Here is a 15,698-nt window from a genome sequence, read left to right as displayed (position 1 = left end):
GATGTCTCGCGAATGATGCCTAAGCTGAAGATGAAGAAATATATGCCTTTCACTTACAAAATGATGATCCCTTACTTGCTGCTAGTTCTCTTGACCGATGTGTTCATCGGTTACATCTCCTATTCGATGCTGACCGATTCAAGGACAGAAATGGCAGAGTCCAACATCAGGACGGGTTTGGAGCAGGCCAGAAATAATATCCGCTATCAAATGGATGAGATACAACGGATGTCGGACAACATGTTCGGAAGCCAGCAGTTGCAGCGTGCGCTTGAGCTGAAGGGGACACCGTTTGAGATTTATCTGACGATGATCGATGATATTATTCCCCAGATTACCGCCCCCCTGCAGCTGTTCGGAAACAAGATCCGCTTCATGCTCTATACACCGAACAGTGATCTCAATATTATATCAGGGGATAACCTGGATGAGCCGATCTATGATAGCGACTATTATATTCTGCCCATCCAGGATATCACCGGCAGTGAGTGGTACCGGTCTCTTAAGGATTCGATGCGGGATAATTTATGGCTGCAGATTGATACAGACCAGAAGCTGGACAATCTCTCTCATGTCCGCAGACTGGTCAGCTTCAGTGATAACAAAACGGTGATCGGGTTTGTGCGTATTACCGTTTCCCTGGAGGATCTGTTCGGCGGCTTCGATACGTTCCCCGTGGAAGAGGGGATTACTCTGCGGCTGGTGGAAGAGACTACCGGGTCCATTCTGTTCCAGCGAGGAACAGCCATTTATGACGATGGACGTGAGAACTTTCTAAGTTTGCATGCGCAGATCAAGGGCAGTGATTTCGTAATTGAAGCCATGGTTCCGCAAAAGTATCTAACCCAGGATGCTGGCCGGCTGCGTAAGGTGATTATTGCAGTCTGTACGCTCAGCTTCCTCGTCATGACCTTGATCGGATATGTGGTGGCTCGTATTTCGGGGCGCAAGATGAGCCGGATCGTAGGCTTGGTGCGTTCCTTCCAGGAGGGGAATTTCCAGAAACGGATTCGCTTCTCTGGTAATGATGAATTTGTGCAGATTGCGGATTCATTCAATGACATGGCCGCCAATATTCAGGGGCTCATTAACAGCGTCTATGTGCAGGGGATCCAGAAGAAGCAGGCCGAGCTGGAAGCCCTGCAGGCACAGATTAATCCGCATTTCCTATATAATACGCTTTCGACCATAAGCAGCCTGGCTAATCTGGGCGAAATCGCCAAGGTCACGGAGATGGTCGAGGGACTGTCACGTTTCTACCGGCTGACGCTGAACCAGGGCAATGTGTACATTGAACTGGAGAAGGAGCTGGAGCAGGTGGAGACATACCTGGAAATCCAGCGGGTTAAATATGCGGATGCATTCACTCTGTATGTCGATGTGGACGAGGAGATTATGCATATGCAGGTAATTAAGCTGGTGCTGCAGCCTTTTGTGGAGAATATCTTCAAGCATGCCTGGTTTGGTGAGTCGATCGCTATTCGTCTGACAGGCCGGAAAGTCGGCGGCTGTATTGAGCTTAAGGTTATTGACAATGGCATCGGCATGCGGCCAGATGATATCAGGAAAATGATGCAAGGGCCAAACCATTCCGGTGGTTATGGAGTTAAAAATGTGCATGAGCGGATTAAGCTTAGATACGGGGACATGTACGGCGTGACCATTGCAAGCATTTACGGGGCAGGCACAACGGTTCAGCTTCTGCTTCCCGCTGGGCTTCAGGACAGCGAGGAGATTGATGAGCAGTTCCGCTGATAAATTACGAGGTTGCATCTTGTACAAGCACAGGAGGAAATAATTTCGATGAGTATCAATGTATTACTGGTAGATGATGAAGCTGTCGATTTGGAGTGGTTGCGGCGCAGAGTGCTGGCAAGCTCGCTCGATATTGCAGTAGTGGGGATAGCGAATAGCGGATTCAATGCGCTTAAGATCATTGAGCAACTAAAGGTAGATATCATCCTGTCCGATATACGTATGCCCATTATGAGCGGAACGGATTTTGCACGCAGGGCTAAGTTGATCCATCCCAAGATCAAAATTGTCTTCATCAGCGGCCATGAGGATTTCAGCTATGCCAAGGAGGCCATTCAGATCAATGCCTCCGGCTATTTGCTGAAGCCTGTTAAGGACAAGGATCTGTACGAAATGCTGGGGTCCTTGTGTACAGCCATAGAACAGGAGCGGGAGCAGAACCGTTCCTTAAGCGAAGCACTGTCGCTTGTAAACAAGGAGCTTATCTTACGCTGGTTCGATGAAACCTCCCCTGAACCCGCTGAGCCGCATCTGCGCAGCGCCTTGATTCCGTTGTTGCTGAAGGGGGCAGCGGCGGCAGTTGTAGAGATTGATGATCTGGAATGGAAGATGCGTGATTTGTCCGAGGAGGATGCACGCGTGAAGACGCGGCAAATGGCCGGATTGATTAAATCCATTGTTGAGAATGCCAAGATGGGTACACTGATTGCCGCTTCGCATCACCGGTTTGTAATTCTGTGCAATCTCCCGCAGGACAGCTTCCTGAATCTGCTGGAGGAGCTTATCCGCAAGGTGGCAGAGTCTTCTCTCTGCACAGTGACTGTCGGCGTCGGTCAATATGCCCAGGAAGAGGCGGGGCTGCATGAATCTTATCAGCAGGCGCAGGCTGCACTCAGCGCGAAATGGCTACTCGGCAAAAATCGCCTGATCCGTGATAGCATGGAGCCTTCGCCGCGAGAGACACCGGGCGTCCGCATTGAACAAACTGTAGAACAACTGCTCGAGGCTATCATTCAGTATGACCTGGTGGCGATCGACGACCATTTGCTGGAGCTGTTCACGAGTGCCAGCAAGAAGGATGTCTATGAGCTGATAATCCGCATCACCTCCAAACTCCATGCAGATTTGCAGCAGCAGAACGAGAATCTATATGAGCTGCTGCAGTGGGAATCTCACCAGCCGGATATTCTGTTCCAGTTCGAGACGATTCACGACATTCTATCATGGATGAGACGGAGGTTCTTCGAACTGTCAGAGCTGCTGTATGTGAAGCGGCAGCGGCAGAAACGCAGGCTGATTGATGAGATTATCAACTATGTGGAGGAGAATCTGGAGAAAAAGATTACCTTAAAAGAGGTAGCCGCCCATTTCAGCTTCACACCGAATTATTTAGGCTACCTGTTCAAGGAAGATTACGGACTGCCTTTCAATGAATACGTGAAAGAACGCAAGACCAGCCGGGTATTCGAGCTGCTGAGTGATCCTACACTTATGATATATGAGATTGCCGAGCGCATGGGCTACAAGAACCTTATTTATTTCAACCGGCAGTTTAAGCAGATTACAGGTATGACGCCGGGAGAGTATCGCAAAAAGCATAAAGTATAGCCAATAGAACGTTGCCCTGGTCGATCATCGGCCCGGAGGCGACGTTTTTGTATTTTTAGGAGAATATATATTTTAACTATCGTTGGAAAAGTATTAGTATTTGTTGACATGCTCAATCCACAAGAGATGAATGCCTCTTTATACTAAATACATAGAGAAATTGAGAGATGGAAAGGGGATTCGAGATGAAACTGAAACAATATGGATTTTGGCACAAAGTAAAGAAGCATAGAACCTTGCTTCTTATGCTGACTCCAGCGGTGTTGTTTTTCCTGTTGTTTGCATACGTGCCTATGGCGGGGATTGTGCTGGCGTTTAAGCAATACAATTATAGCGATGGGATCTTAAACAGTCCATGGAACGGACTGGACAACTTTAAATTTTTCTTCGGTTCCGGTGACGCCTGGCGCGTAACACGAAACACAGCGCTATACAATATTGCTTTTATTGTTGTAAACAATGTGCTGCAGATTTTTGCGGGCATCCTGCTGTTCGAGGTTGCAGGCAAATGGTTCCGGAAGATTACGCAAACAATACTGTTCCTGCCTTACTTCATTTCCTGGGTAGTAGTTGGAGCCATTGCCTACAACCTGTTTAACTTCGATGTTGGTACCGTTAATGTATTGCTTAAGGGGTTAGGCATGCAGCCGGTTGATATTTACAACACTGCAGCCTACTGGCCGGTTATTCTTGTAGTTGTGTCAGCCTGGAAAGCGCTGGGATACGGAACAATCATGTATCTGGCGGCAATCACCAGTATTGATACCGAAATGTATGAAGCAGCTGAAATTGATGGTGCGAATATATTCCAGCGCATCATGAAGATTACAATTCCGAACCTGATCCCTACGGTGATCATTCTGGTGCTGCTGGCTATCGGCAACATCTTCCGCGGTGATTTCGGGATGTTCTACAACATGGTCGGCAACAACGGCCTGCTATTCTCATCGACCGATGTTATCGACACCTTCGTGTTCCGTTCCCTGACGACTTCCAATGAAATCGGAATGTCTGCTGCGGCCGGGTTCTATCAATCGCTGCTGGGCTTTGCTACTATCATGCTCGCCAATTACGCAGTACGCAAATACGATAAAGATCGTGCTTTATTCTAGGAAAAGGAGGTAGCCCAATGAGTTCAACTACTGCAAAGATCCAAACACCAAAGGTACACAAACGTGCCAACACAGACCGGCTGGTACTGTCAATCATCGGATACTTGACGCTTACAGTACTCGCTATATTCTGCATCGTTCCTTTCTTGCTGGTGATATCGGCCTCGCTAAGTGAAGAAAGCTCCATTATCGAGAAAGGTTTCCAGCTTATCCCGTCTACCTTTTCCACCGAAGCCTACAGCGTACTGTTCAAGTATCCGGCTGATATGCTCAGAGCTTACGCTGTGACGATCACCGTTACGCTAATCGGTACCTTGTTTGGATTGTTTCTGACTTCCATGACAGCATATGTGCTGTCCCGAAGAGACTTTGAATGGCGCAGCCGCTTCTCGTTCTACTTCTTCTTTACTACCTTATTCAGTGGCGGGCTGGTGCCTTCGTATCTGTTGATCATCAACTTCCTGCATCTCAAAGACACGCTAATGGTATTGATTCTGCCGATGCTGATGAACGTGTTCTACATTATCGTCATGAAGTCGTTCATGAGCAGCATCCCTGATGCAATTACAGAATCCGCCAAAATTGACGGAGCAGGCGACTTCCGGATCTTTATGAAGCTGATTGTGCCTTTGTCCAAGCCTGCACTGGCTACCATCGGCCTGTTCATAGCCTTGGCTTACTGGAACGATTGGTACAACGCGCTGCTCTATATTTCGAAGTCCGAATTGATGCCACTTCAGTACTATCTCTACAAAATGCTGGGCAATATGGATGGCATGCGTAAGGCGATGATGGCCTCGGGTGCGGTTGTAAATACTGATTTGCCAACCGAAGGCTTGAAGATGGCGATGACGATTGTGGCCACAGGACCGATCCTGCTTGCTTACCCATTTATTCAAAAATATTTTGTACAAGGTCTCACTATTGGTGCTGTCAAAGGATAATCCCGGGGTAACCCGGTTATCAATATATAATCTAACCAACTATTTCATTAGGGGGAAACACTTGTCATGACAAACAAGAAAAAGAAACTCACAGTTACGCTGGCAACGATGATGACACTGGGGACCATCCTCAGTGCATGCGGAGGCGGTAACAATACCAACAATACAGCTGCGGAAGCAACGAATGCAGGAGCAACCACTACAGAAGGAGCAGCCACGAATTCCGGCGCTCCTGATACTTCCAAAGAGGTCAAGCTGAAAATGATACTGGTCGGCGGCCAACCTGGCGACTACGACAAAGTATTCGGAGAGCTGAATACCAAATTAAAAGAGAAAATCAATGCTACTGTAGAAACAGAATTCCTGGACTGGTCGGACTGGACACAGAAGTATCCGCTGAAATTTGCCGCTAATGAGGATTTTGACCTCGTTTACACAGCTAACTGGGCTTTCTATAATGATCAGGCGCTTAAAGGCGGATTCATGGAGCTGACTGATGATATGCTGTCCAAGTATATGCCGCAAACCTGGGAAGCTATGCCTAAAGTGAACTGGGAGCAAGCGAAAGTCGATGGCAAGCTCTACATGGTTCCGAACAATAATGTTGAGGTTACCGACAAGGTTGTATTATATCGGGAAGATTTGCGCAAGAAATACAATCTTCCAGAAATAAACAGCCCTGAAAGCTACGCCAATTACTTGAAAACGGTTGCTAAAGAAGAAAAAGGCATAACCGCTTTCGGAGCTAAACCTGCTGATGGCTGGAAGTTTCATGAATTAGACCAAACACTGCTGGAGCAGAACAACAACTTCAACCTGGTGGATGCGAACCTTCTGCCGTTGGCTTACAAGCTGGATGATGCCTCCGGTAAAATATTCAACATCTATGATACTCCAGAATTCACATCGTTGCTTAAATATTATAAAGATCTGGCCGACAATGGTGCATGGTCCAAAAACGTAGTCAGCAACAAAAATGATGTATGGCAGGATATCAAAGCAGGGAAGATTTCTTCTTATGCCCATAACCTGGGTACTGTAGCCGCTAACCTTTCCGAAATGCGCCGCGACAAACCGGATGTGGAACTGGGAATTGCCGACCTCACTCCGGACAAAAAGAAAATCGCCGCGATCTCAACACAGAACGGCATGTCAATTCATGCAACCTCGGAGAATCCAGAACGTGCTCTGATGCTGATCGATCTGCTGCAAAATGACAAGGAAATTCACGACTTGACTATGTATGGTATCTCTGGAACTCACTATAATCCTGAGGGCGATAAAAAGTTCACTGCAGGCCCTGCAGCTGCTAACTACACTGGCTTCTCGAACTGGGGCTGGAATTCCCCGCTGAATCGTCAAGATGCAGCTTATCCGAAGGAAGCTGACGATATGTTCAACACCTGGCAGTCCAGCATTTATCACTTCCCGCTGGAAACCTTTGTCTTCGACACAGCAAAAGTGAAGAATGAAGTGGCAAATATCGGTAACGTAATGCTGCGTTACGCCATACCGCTGGAGTACGGATTGATTGATGATATTGAAAAAGGCCAGGCAGACCTGATCAAGCAGCTGAAATCAGCCGGCATCGACAAGGTCCAGACTGAAATGCAATCGCAAATTGACGCCTTCCTTGCAGCACAAAAAAAATAGCTGAATAAGAGTGGAACTTTATGTAACGGCTTCAGGGCTGCTCTCAAAGCATGAGCTTTGGGGCAGCCCTTTTTACTCTATATAAGGAGGGCCTGTAGCCGGCATTCCGCTGGAGAACGAAAGTTACGTGAACGGTTGACCCCAGGGCGACCTGGTTATCAGAAAAGAATTATTGTTATCTTTGAAAGCGCTTAACGAAACTGAGAGGGGAAATCCAAGTTTCATAAAATAAAATATGGAGGCTGTACTATGAAAAACAGAAAAAGAATTCTGGCAATCATTCTTACATTTTCAATGATTCTATTTATGACATCATTTGGTTTACCCGCAAAGGCAATAGCCTCGTCTGCTCCTGACTCATTCTCCAAAGGAGCAGATATTAGCTGGTTGCCACAATTAGAAGCTTTAGGGTATAAATTTTATAATGATCATGGGGAAGAAAAGGATCTTCTACAGATTTTAAAGGAGCATGGAATTGATTCCATAAGAATTAGGGCATGGGTTGATCCTTCAGATGATCCTTCAAATGGTCATAACAGTACAGAAGAAGTAGTTGCATTGGCCTCTCGTGTAAGCGCTCTCGGTTTTAGGGTTATGATTGATTTACACTACAGCGATACTTGGGCTGACCCTGGAAAACAGATCACTCCTGCAGCATGGGCTAACGATGATTTAGAACAATTAAAAGTACATGTATCGGAATATACCTCTGAGGTGATGAATGCACTAAAAGAAGCAGGCGTAACACCAGAATGGGTACAAATAGGAAATGAAATTAATAATGGAATGATGCATCCGTTGGGGAGTTACAGCAATACGTCCAACCTCGTTCAACTGATTCAAGCCGGATCAAGCGCAGCGAAAGCGGTTTTTCCAGGAATCAAGGTTATTATCCATAGAGCAAATGGAGCTGAAGCGGGTGTTGATCCCTTTTTTGCCGGTCTCGTAGATGCCGGTCTCAAAGATAGCGATTACGATATCATAGGCTTGTCCTATTATCCGGATTCAGTCTTTACATCCTCAATTAATGAATTAAGCGAAAATATGAATAAATTGGAAGAGAAATATGGGAAGGAAGTTATGATCGTTGAAGTCGGGGGGGACGTTTCCAAGGATGTCGATAGCGTGTATAACATGCTTGTAGCCGTTCAAAATAAACTGCATAGCGTTCCAAACCATATGGGAACCGGTATATTTTACTGGGAACCTACAGGAATCATGTTTGACTATCCCTTATCCGCATGGAATATAGATGGCACACCGACATTCGCTATGGATGCATTTATTGATGGTGCTGCAGAAATCAACCGTAATCGGGTTGTATCGGTGGCTCTTGATAAACATACGGCTAATATTGAAGTTGGTGGGACGGATAAATTATCAGCAATCATCGACCCTACGAATGCAACCTATAAAGGAGTGAAATTTATAAGTTCTAAACCAGAAGTTGTCAAAGTAGACCCTTATAGTGGGACTATTTCCGGAATTTCCACTGGAACTGCAACCGTATCAGTTGTTACCTATGATGGAGGTTTTACTGCCTCTAGCGAGGTTACCATAGTACCCAGTACAAGTTTGATACAGAACCCTGGTTTTGAGGACGGATTGAATTCGTGGAGCATTTCAGGGGATGAAAGCGCGGTTAGCACCGATATTGACGTTCATTCCGGTACATTGGCATTACACTACTATAGTGCGACCCCTGCTGAATTCACGGCTTCTCAAACCATCACAGGGCTGCAAAATGGAACATATTCATTATCGGCCTGGGTCTCCGGCGGTGGTGGTGAAGAAGTTTCGGAGATTTTTGCCGGCAGTGATGCTCAGAGCTTTACCAATACAGGCTGGAAACAATGGAGCAAGCCTACTCTGGATAATATTGAAGTCACGGATGGAACGCTAACCATAGGTGCTCATTATAAACTTTCTGACGGGCAGTGGGGGAACATTGACGATTTCGAACTGATCAAGAAAGATAACACCCAATTGGTAGAATTGAAAGTGAATGGTGCTACGGTTCCGGGATTTGATCCAATCATTCAGGAATATGATGTAGTCCTGCCGTATGGTACGACTACCATACCTTCAGTTGCAGCAACAACAGCAGACGGCGGGGTGGCAGTGATTACACAAGCAACTGCTTTGCCTGGCAGCGCAAAGATTGTTGTAACGGGAGGGGCTACAAGAACGTATACCATTCAGTTCACTGTGGACCCGAACCCTGTTGTGAATTCCAGCTTTGAGCATGTCAATGGAGATGGTACTCCTGAGGGTTGGACCATTCCTGATTCTACGCCTTTAGCATCGAATTCTGCCTATACAGGTGCAAAGTCACTTGGATTTTGGAAGGAAACGGCATATACCTTTGAAGCATCTCAGACAATTACCGGCTTGACGAATGGAACCTACACCTTGTCGGCTTGGTCGCAGGGCGCTGGCGAAGAAATGAAGAATCAGTTGTATGCAGTTAGTGGTGATCAGACCCAATTAACTTCCAGCTTTGCGAATAAGGGTTGGAATGTATGGAACAAAGCGGCTATAGAAAATATTAAGGTCATTGACGGAACGCTGAAAATAGGGGTTTCTTTGGACGCGAAGCCAGGTGACTGGGGTTCTTATGACGATTTTGTTCTGGTTAAAACCAGTGACACCCCGGTGACGCCAGTTCCCCCAACTAGCGGAGGTACCGGCAATAATCCTTCTGGTAGCGGTACCGGGGGAATTAGTACTCCAAAAACGGAGCCTGTTAGCACTCCAAAAACAGAGCCTAGTACTCTTATCACTGGCAATACTACGTTTTATACCGTTATGATCAAGGCAACAAAGGATATGGCAACAAATGTAGCCACTGCCAAGCTTGATTCGAGCGTGATCACCGCTCTTGTCCAAAAGGTCAAAGAGTCTGAAGCCGCTGGACAAAAAATAGTGATCGATATTAAGATTGATGCTGCGGGAAATGAAAATTTTGTCAACTTAGTCATTCCGAAGGAGGCTCTCAAACCGTTAGTCGACACGACAAAAGCAGATCTAAGAGTGGATGCAGGCATTGCTGTGATCACCTTTGATCCAAAAGCAGCATCTGTCATTGGTAGTACAGCAGCGGATAGCATAATAAGCATCAAAAAGCTTGCTAAATCCGGCTTGCCAGAGAATATTCAGAACAAAATAGGGGACAGACCGGTGTTTGATTTCTCTGTAAAAGCAGGTAATGCTGAAATTACAGAATTCAATGGCGGAAAGTTAAAAATTAGCGTGCCGTATACTCCATTGACGAGTGAAAAGAAGAATGCCATTGTTGTATATTACATCGACAAAGCAGGAAATCTCAAACCGGTTAGGGGAGGTTATGATGCGGCAACAGGAAAGGTTAACTTTCAGACAACCCATTTCACAAATTATGCTGTGGGATATAACGAAGTGAAATTCAATGATGTTAACTCGGAGAACTGGTATAGCGATGCGGTTGGTTATTTGGCGGCAAGAGGAATTGCGAATGGCGTTGCAGACAGTACATTTGCACCTGAGAAAAATGTGACACGGGCAGACTTCCTGATGATGGTCATGAAAGCTTACGGGATCGAGACAGAAGCCGCAGTAACCGATAATTTCTTGGATGCAGGGAATAAGTACTATACCGGGTACCTGGGCACTGCACGTAAATTAGGGTTCGTTTCTGGTGTGGACGGCAATAAATTTATGCCGGAAGCAACGATAAGCCGACAAGATATGTCTGTTATTCTTTACAACATTCTGAAGCAGCTGGATGAGCTGCCAACCGGTAAAAATGTTAAGGGCTTTGAAAGCTTTGTTGATACAGCTGCTGTAGCCGGCTATGCAAAAGATGCGATGAAGTTATTAGTGGAAGCGGGATGGATCACGGGAAATGGTAATGAGCTAGATCCCAAGGTCTCTGTTACCCGAGCACAAATTGTACAGATAGTATACAATTCTATTAAATAACGATATGAATTGAATTTCTAATAGCGGTACAAAACTCCCGAATTTAATTTTGTGTTTGACCGAAGAGAGAAGCTTAATAATTTCGCGAATACTCTAGATATGGGGCATTTACGAAGTTCGTAAATAAGACTTTAGATGAAATACATGTATGAGTATAAAACACTTTTTGAAATCTATCGAAAATACGGAAGGAAGGAAAGATATTTTGAGAGGATACTTTGGTGCTATTTTAATAGTTACTATTTATACTGTTTTCAGTAACGTTTTTGACAGTAGTCCCTTGAAAGAATTTAACACTTTTATTGGAATTACATATTTTTTTCTATTACTATTATTGATAGTAAATGGTGCTTTAGCGAATAAACTTGGATTTGTAACATTGTTTTTATGGACGCTTTTTTCTGTAATACCTGGATCAGGATTTATCTTGTATGCTCGCTATAGTGATAATACTGGAGGGTTTATTTCTTTTCCTTGGGATTGGGGATTGTGGGAATTGTTTCTTCCGATTATTGTGGGTGGGATTCAAATAATATTTTTGATCAGTTTTTTGTCAATTCGAAACAAGAATAAAGACAATAAAGTTCAAAGTGAAAGCTAACCGAGAAGGAAAATACTTCATCTAACAAAGTCTTCACGCACCGGCGGACAAGCCGCCTCGGTCGCCAGGAGATAAGTCGGGAAGTCATCACCCAACCACATCATTATCAAAATAGCTAAAAGTACAAAGCTTAAACATTCTCTTTGTTGTGGTTCATATTAACTATCTCTCCATTAAATAAATTTAAGATAAAGCATTTACAAATTTAGCTTTCCAGTAATTAATTAATACTAAAAATCACTTTTTGATTAGTTTCAGTAGATACCACCTGATTATTGTTACACAAAAATGTCCCAGCAATCATAATCATAATTTCTTTGATAGATATTTGGAATGATGACAGCATTTAATAGAAAAGTTGGAAAGACCTATACCACAAAAAAAGTGGTATAGGTCTTATTTTTTTATTTCGTTCCCTTTTGATTTTATGAATCGTGGAGAGCAGGCGTTTCTTCGGCAGGAGTCGGGTGATTTACCAAATTAGTAGACTTGTCATAATCGTAATTATTATGGATAAACATGAAATAAAAAATTTAAAGACTACTATTTCAAAATTTTTGTGATATAATCGTAATTATTACGATTAATAATTTGGAGTTGAATGCCATCATACGTTATCTGTTGCAGCGTTTGCTGCAGATGATCCCCGTGCTGTTAGGCATCTCTTTCATTACCTTTGCGCTGATGCACTTAACGCCAGGTGATCCGGCGGAGATTATGCTGCGTGTTGACGGCATTAAGCCTACACGTGAAGCTATCGAAGCGACCAGGCATATACTTGGTCTGGACGGTCCTATACATATGCAATACTTTCATTGGTTGTACCGGGTGCTCCATCTCGATTTAGGGATATCTTACAGCAGCAGCCGTCCCGTGTTCACGGAGCTAATGAATCGTTTCCCGGCCACAATGCTGCTCAGCGCCTGTTCCTTATTGGCTGCAATTCTTATTGCCCTGCCTCTTGGAGTGGGCTCAGCGCTGTATCCGGGGAGACTGCCCGATCGACTGGGCAGAGTAGTTGCACTGCTCAGTGTTTCAATGCCAGGGTATTGGCTTAGCCTGCTCCTGATTTATTATGGTGCAGTGAAGCTTAAACTGTTTCCTGTTACGGGAATGGAGGGGGCTGCCAGTGTAATTCTGCCTGCATTTACACTAGGCTTTGGTATGGCAGGAGTCTATATCCGTTTGATTCGTGCCAGTCTGCTGAACGTTCTGGGCAAGCCGTACATCACGGCAGCCAGAGCCAAGGGACTGCAGGAATGGAGGATTATCACAGGTCATGCACTTCGCAATGCGCTTCTTCCAAGTCTTACCCTCCTTGGTGTTAACATAGCCGGGCTGCTGGGCGGCTCTGTTATTGTTGAAACTATATTTTCCTGGCCGGGGATCGGCAAGTATGCCGTTGAGGCTATCTTTGGGAAGGACTATATTGTCATTCAGGGTTATGTATTATTGATGGCTGTTGTCGTTGTCCTGATTAACCTGGCAGTGGATCTGCTGCATCTGCTGCTGGATCCTCGGATCAGGCTGCGGTGAAGCTGTAGAAGGAGCCGCTTGTCATGTTTCGTATTAGTTCATTTAAAATAACAGGAGCCCGGTTGGGAGCGGGCATAGTGCTCTTATTCATTTGTATAGGACTCTTCGCCCCCTGGCTGTCACCCTCCGATCCGCTGCAGATTCACATGGAACATAAATTGAGCATGCCTTCCTGGCAATACCCGCTCGGTACCGATCATCTGGGACGCTGCGTCTTATCCCGGTTGATCTATGGAACCCGGACATCCCTGTATTATTCATTCATAGTGCTGATCGTTGTTTTTGCGATCAGCATTCCGGTTGGTCTTCTTGCCGGTTACGTTGGCGGAAAGATCGATCACTTGATGATGCGGATCATCGATATCCTGCTTGCCTTTCCGAGCCTGATTCTATCCCTTGCTATTGCAGCCATGCTGGGACCCAGTATGAAGAACCTGTTAATCGCATTTGCCGCAGTGTGGTGGACGGGGTACGCCAGGGTGATCCGCAGCATGGTGCTTGAAATTAAGGAGAGTGGATATATTCTGGCAGCCAAAGCGTCAGGCACTTCCCATCTGCAAATCGTACTCAGGCATATCCTGCTGAATGCTGCCCGTCCCATTCTGGTTCTTGCTTCTATGGAGGTGGGTACAATTATGCTCTCGATTGCAGGTTTGTCTTTTCTGGGTTTGGGAGCCCAGCCGCCAACACCGGAATGGGGGATTATGCTGAACGACAGCCGCGCCTACATTCAGACGCAGCCGCGGCTAATGCTGTTCCCCGGACTGGCAATAATGCTTGCTGTCCTGGGCTTTAATCTGCTGGGGGAGGGCTTGCGCCGGTCAGAGCCTGATTCCGGTACTATAGGGAAGTGGGGATTCAGAAGATGATGGAAGGACCTGCACTGCTGAAAGTCAGTCATTTATGTACCAGCTTCCATACAGGGAGTCGAAAAGTTACGGCTGTGGATGATGTCAGCATCGAAGTGAAGCCGCAGCAAATTGTAGCACTCGTCGGTGAGAGCGGCAGCGGCAAAAGTGTTACGGCAATGTCCATCTTAGGATTAGTAGACCCGCCAGGCATTATTGAGAGCGGAGAAATCCGGCTGGGAGGCAACAACCTTCTGGAGTGCTCCAGCCGCCAGTTAAGGAAGCTCCGGGGAACAGAAATGGCTGTTATCTTTCAAGATCCCATGAATGCGCTGAATCCGGTGCTGACTATTGGCAGGCAGCTTATGGAGACGGTTATGCTACACAAGCGGGTATCGGGAAAAGAAGCTAAGGCGCTTGCCTTGAGGCAGATGCAGCAAGCAGGCTTGGCCGAACCTGAGCGGCTTTTCAATAAATATCCTTTTCAGATCAGCGGTGGCATGTGTCAGCGGGTAATGATCGCCATCGCACTGGTCTCCGGTGCACGCCTGCTTATTGCAGATGAGCCTACAACAGCACTGGATGTAACCATTCAAGCCCAGATTCTCAAAGAGCTGGACAGAATTAGATGGGAGAACCATGTCGGCATCTTGCTGATCACACATGACCTCGGCGTTGTAGCTGAGCTCGCAGATTATGTATATGTGATGAAGTCCGGGAAGATCGTGGAATCGGGAGACGTGTTTGAACTCTTTTCGAATCCAGTGCATCCATATACTAAGTATTTGGAATGCAGATAACAACTGTAATAACACATAAACACAAAGGAGGTGGGAGCTATAAAGCTATTGGAAGCGGTAAGCCTGAACAAAAGGTATAGTGCGGAAAGGGGGTGGTTCACGCATAAGGCCAAGAGTGTTCAAGCCGTGAACAATCTGTCACTCAGTCTTGAGGCCGGTGAAAGCCTGGGACTCGTGGGTGAAAGCGGGTGTGGTAAAAGCACTTTGGCCAGAATTCTGCTGGGATTGGAGAAACCGTCCTCCGGAAGGGTTCTGTACAGAAGCACGGATTATACGGATTGGAGCCACAGCAAGATGCGTATGATCCGCAGCAATATGCAGATGGTGTTTCAGAATAGTCTAGCTTCCTTCAACCCCTTGTTTACGGTAGAGCAGATTATCGGCGAGCCGCTGCGAAACTACGGAGCGGGCAAGGCCGAAAACCTCAGGGAAGTGGTAGCAGATACACTCGATCTTGTGGGTCTGGAACAGCGGCATATCCGCCGCTATCCGCATGAACTCAGTGGCGGTCAGCAGCAAAGGGTTGGGATCGCCAGAGCGATCGCGCTGCGTCCGGAGCTGATTGTATGTGATGAACCCTTCTCGAGTCTGGATGTTACCTTGCGGAAGCAAATGATGGATCTGCTGCAGGAGTTGAAGCATGGGCTGGGGTTATCCTATGTTTTCATTACACATGACTTGTCCGTTGTAAGCCGTTTGTGTGACAGTGTGGCTGTGATGTATCAAGGGGGAATTGTGGAGAAGCAATCGGGTGTGCATATCATGCAGCAAGGGAGCCACCCTTATACACGAACATTGCTGTCTTCAGTGCCAGTACAGGACCCCAGGTTAAGAAAGAAAGTCTAAGCAGAGCTTGGCACTACAGCCGTTCTGATGATGTT

11 protein-coding genes are annotated in these 15,698 nt (G+C 46.1%); all 11 read left to right on the top strand.

Annotation, left to right across the window (positions count from 1 at the left end):
• The first annotated feature begins 12 nt into the window (after positions 1 to 12).
• The 11 genes from NYE29_RS31825 to NYE29_RS31775 all read left to right on the top strand — a co-directional run bounded on the left by NYE29_RS31825 (position 13) and on the right by NYE29_RS31775 (position 15,663).
• On the top strand, positions 13 to 1,755 hold the full coding sequence (locus NYE29_RS31825) for a sensor histidine kinase (RefSeq protein WP_083675758.1): 1,743 nt from the start codon (positions 13 to 15) through the stop codon (positions 1,753 to 1,755).
• A gap of 48 nt (positions 1,756 to 1,803) precedes the next feature.
• The gene (locus NYE29_RS31820; RefSeq protein ID WP_340899089.1) at positions 1,804 to 3,363 is read left to right on the top strand and encodes a response regulator; all 1,560 of its coding nucleotides are present in this window, start codon (positions 1,804 to 1,806) and stop codon (positions 3,361 to 3,363) included.
• Positions 3,364 to 3,548: 185 nt separating this feature from the next.
• A complete protein-coding gene (locus tag NYE29_RS31815) occupies positions 3,549 to 4,475 on the top strand; it encodes an ABC transporter permease (protein ID WP_340899088.1) in 927 nt (308 codons plus the stop codon).
• 17 nt (positions 4,476 to 4,492) lie between these two features.
• Positions 4,493 to 5,419 carry a carbohydrate ABC transporter permease gene (locus NYE29_RS31810; protein WP_083675759.1) on the top strand — a complete coding sequence of 309 codons (927 nt, stop codon included), beginning with the start codon at positions 4,493 to 4,495 and terminating at the stop codon, positions 5,417 to 5,419.
• A 66-nt stretch (positions 5,420 to 5,485) separates the two neighbouring features.
• Positions 5,486 to 7,072, top strand: coding sequence for an extracellular solute-binding protein (locus tag NYE29_RS31805; RefSeq protein WP_076112359.1), 1,587 nt, complete (start codon positions 5,486 to 5,488; stop codon positions 7,070 to 7,072).
• A 249-nt stretch (positions 7,073 to 7,321) separates the two neighbouring features.
• Entirely contained in the window at positions 7,322 to 11,032 is a 3,711-nt protein-coding gene (locus tag NYE29_RS31800) for a glycosyl hydrolase 53 family protein (protein WP_340899086.1), read from the top strand.
• A gap of 148 nt (positions 11,033 to 11,180) precedes the next feature.
• Positions 11,181 to 11,633, top strand: a complete 453-nt coding sequence (locus NYE29_RS31795) for a hypothetical protein (protein WP_076112361.1) — start codon at positions 11,181 to 11,183, stop codon at positions 11,631 to 11,633.
• 591 nt (positions 11,634 to 12,224) lie between these two features.
• Positions 12,225 to 13,169, top strand: coding sequence for a nickel ABC transporter permease (nikB, locus tag NYE29_RS31790; RefSeq protein ID WP_340899084.1), 945 nt, complete (start codon positions 12,225 to 12,227; stop codon positions 13,167 to 13,169).
• A 23-nt stretch (positions 13,170 to 13,192) separates the two neighbouring features.
• Positions 13,193 to 14,038, top strand: a complete 846-nt coding sequence (gene nikC, locus NYE29_RS31785; protein ID WP_340899082.1) for a nickel transporter permease — start codon at positions 13,193 to 13,195, stop codon at positions 14,036 to 14,038.
• On the top strand, positions 14,035 to 14,817 hold the full coding sequence (locus tag NYE29_RS31780) for an ABC transporter ATP-binding protein (protein ID WP_340899081.1): 783 nt from the start codon (positions 14,035 to 14,037) through the stop codon (positions 14,815 to 14,817). The genes nikC and NYE29_RS31780 overlap by 4 nt, the downstream gene beginning before the upstream one ends.
• Before the next feature lie 48 nt (positions 14,818 to 14,865).
• Positions 14,866 to 15,663, top strand: coding sequence for an ATP-binding cassette domain-containing protein (locus NYE29_RS31775; RefSeq protein ID WP_306080835.1), 798 nt, complete (start codon positions 14,866 to 14,868; stop codon positions 15,661 to 15,663).
• Positions 15,664 to 15,698 lie beyond the last annotated feature (35 nt).

It is taken from the genome of Paenibacillus sp. FSL M7-1046 (assembly GCF_038007405.1).
In the GTDB taxonomy this organism is placed as follows: Bacteria; Bacillota; Bacilli; order Paenibacillales; family Paenibacillaceae; genus Paenibacillus_AQ.
This window is presented reverse-complemented; position numbering and strand designations above follow the sequence as displayed.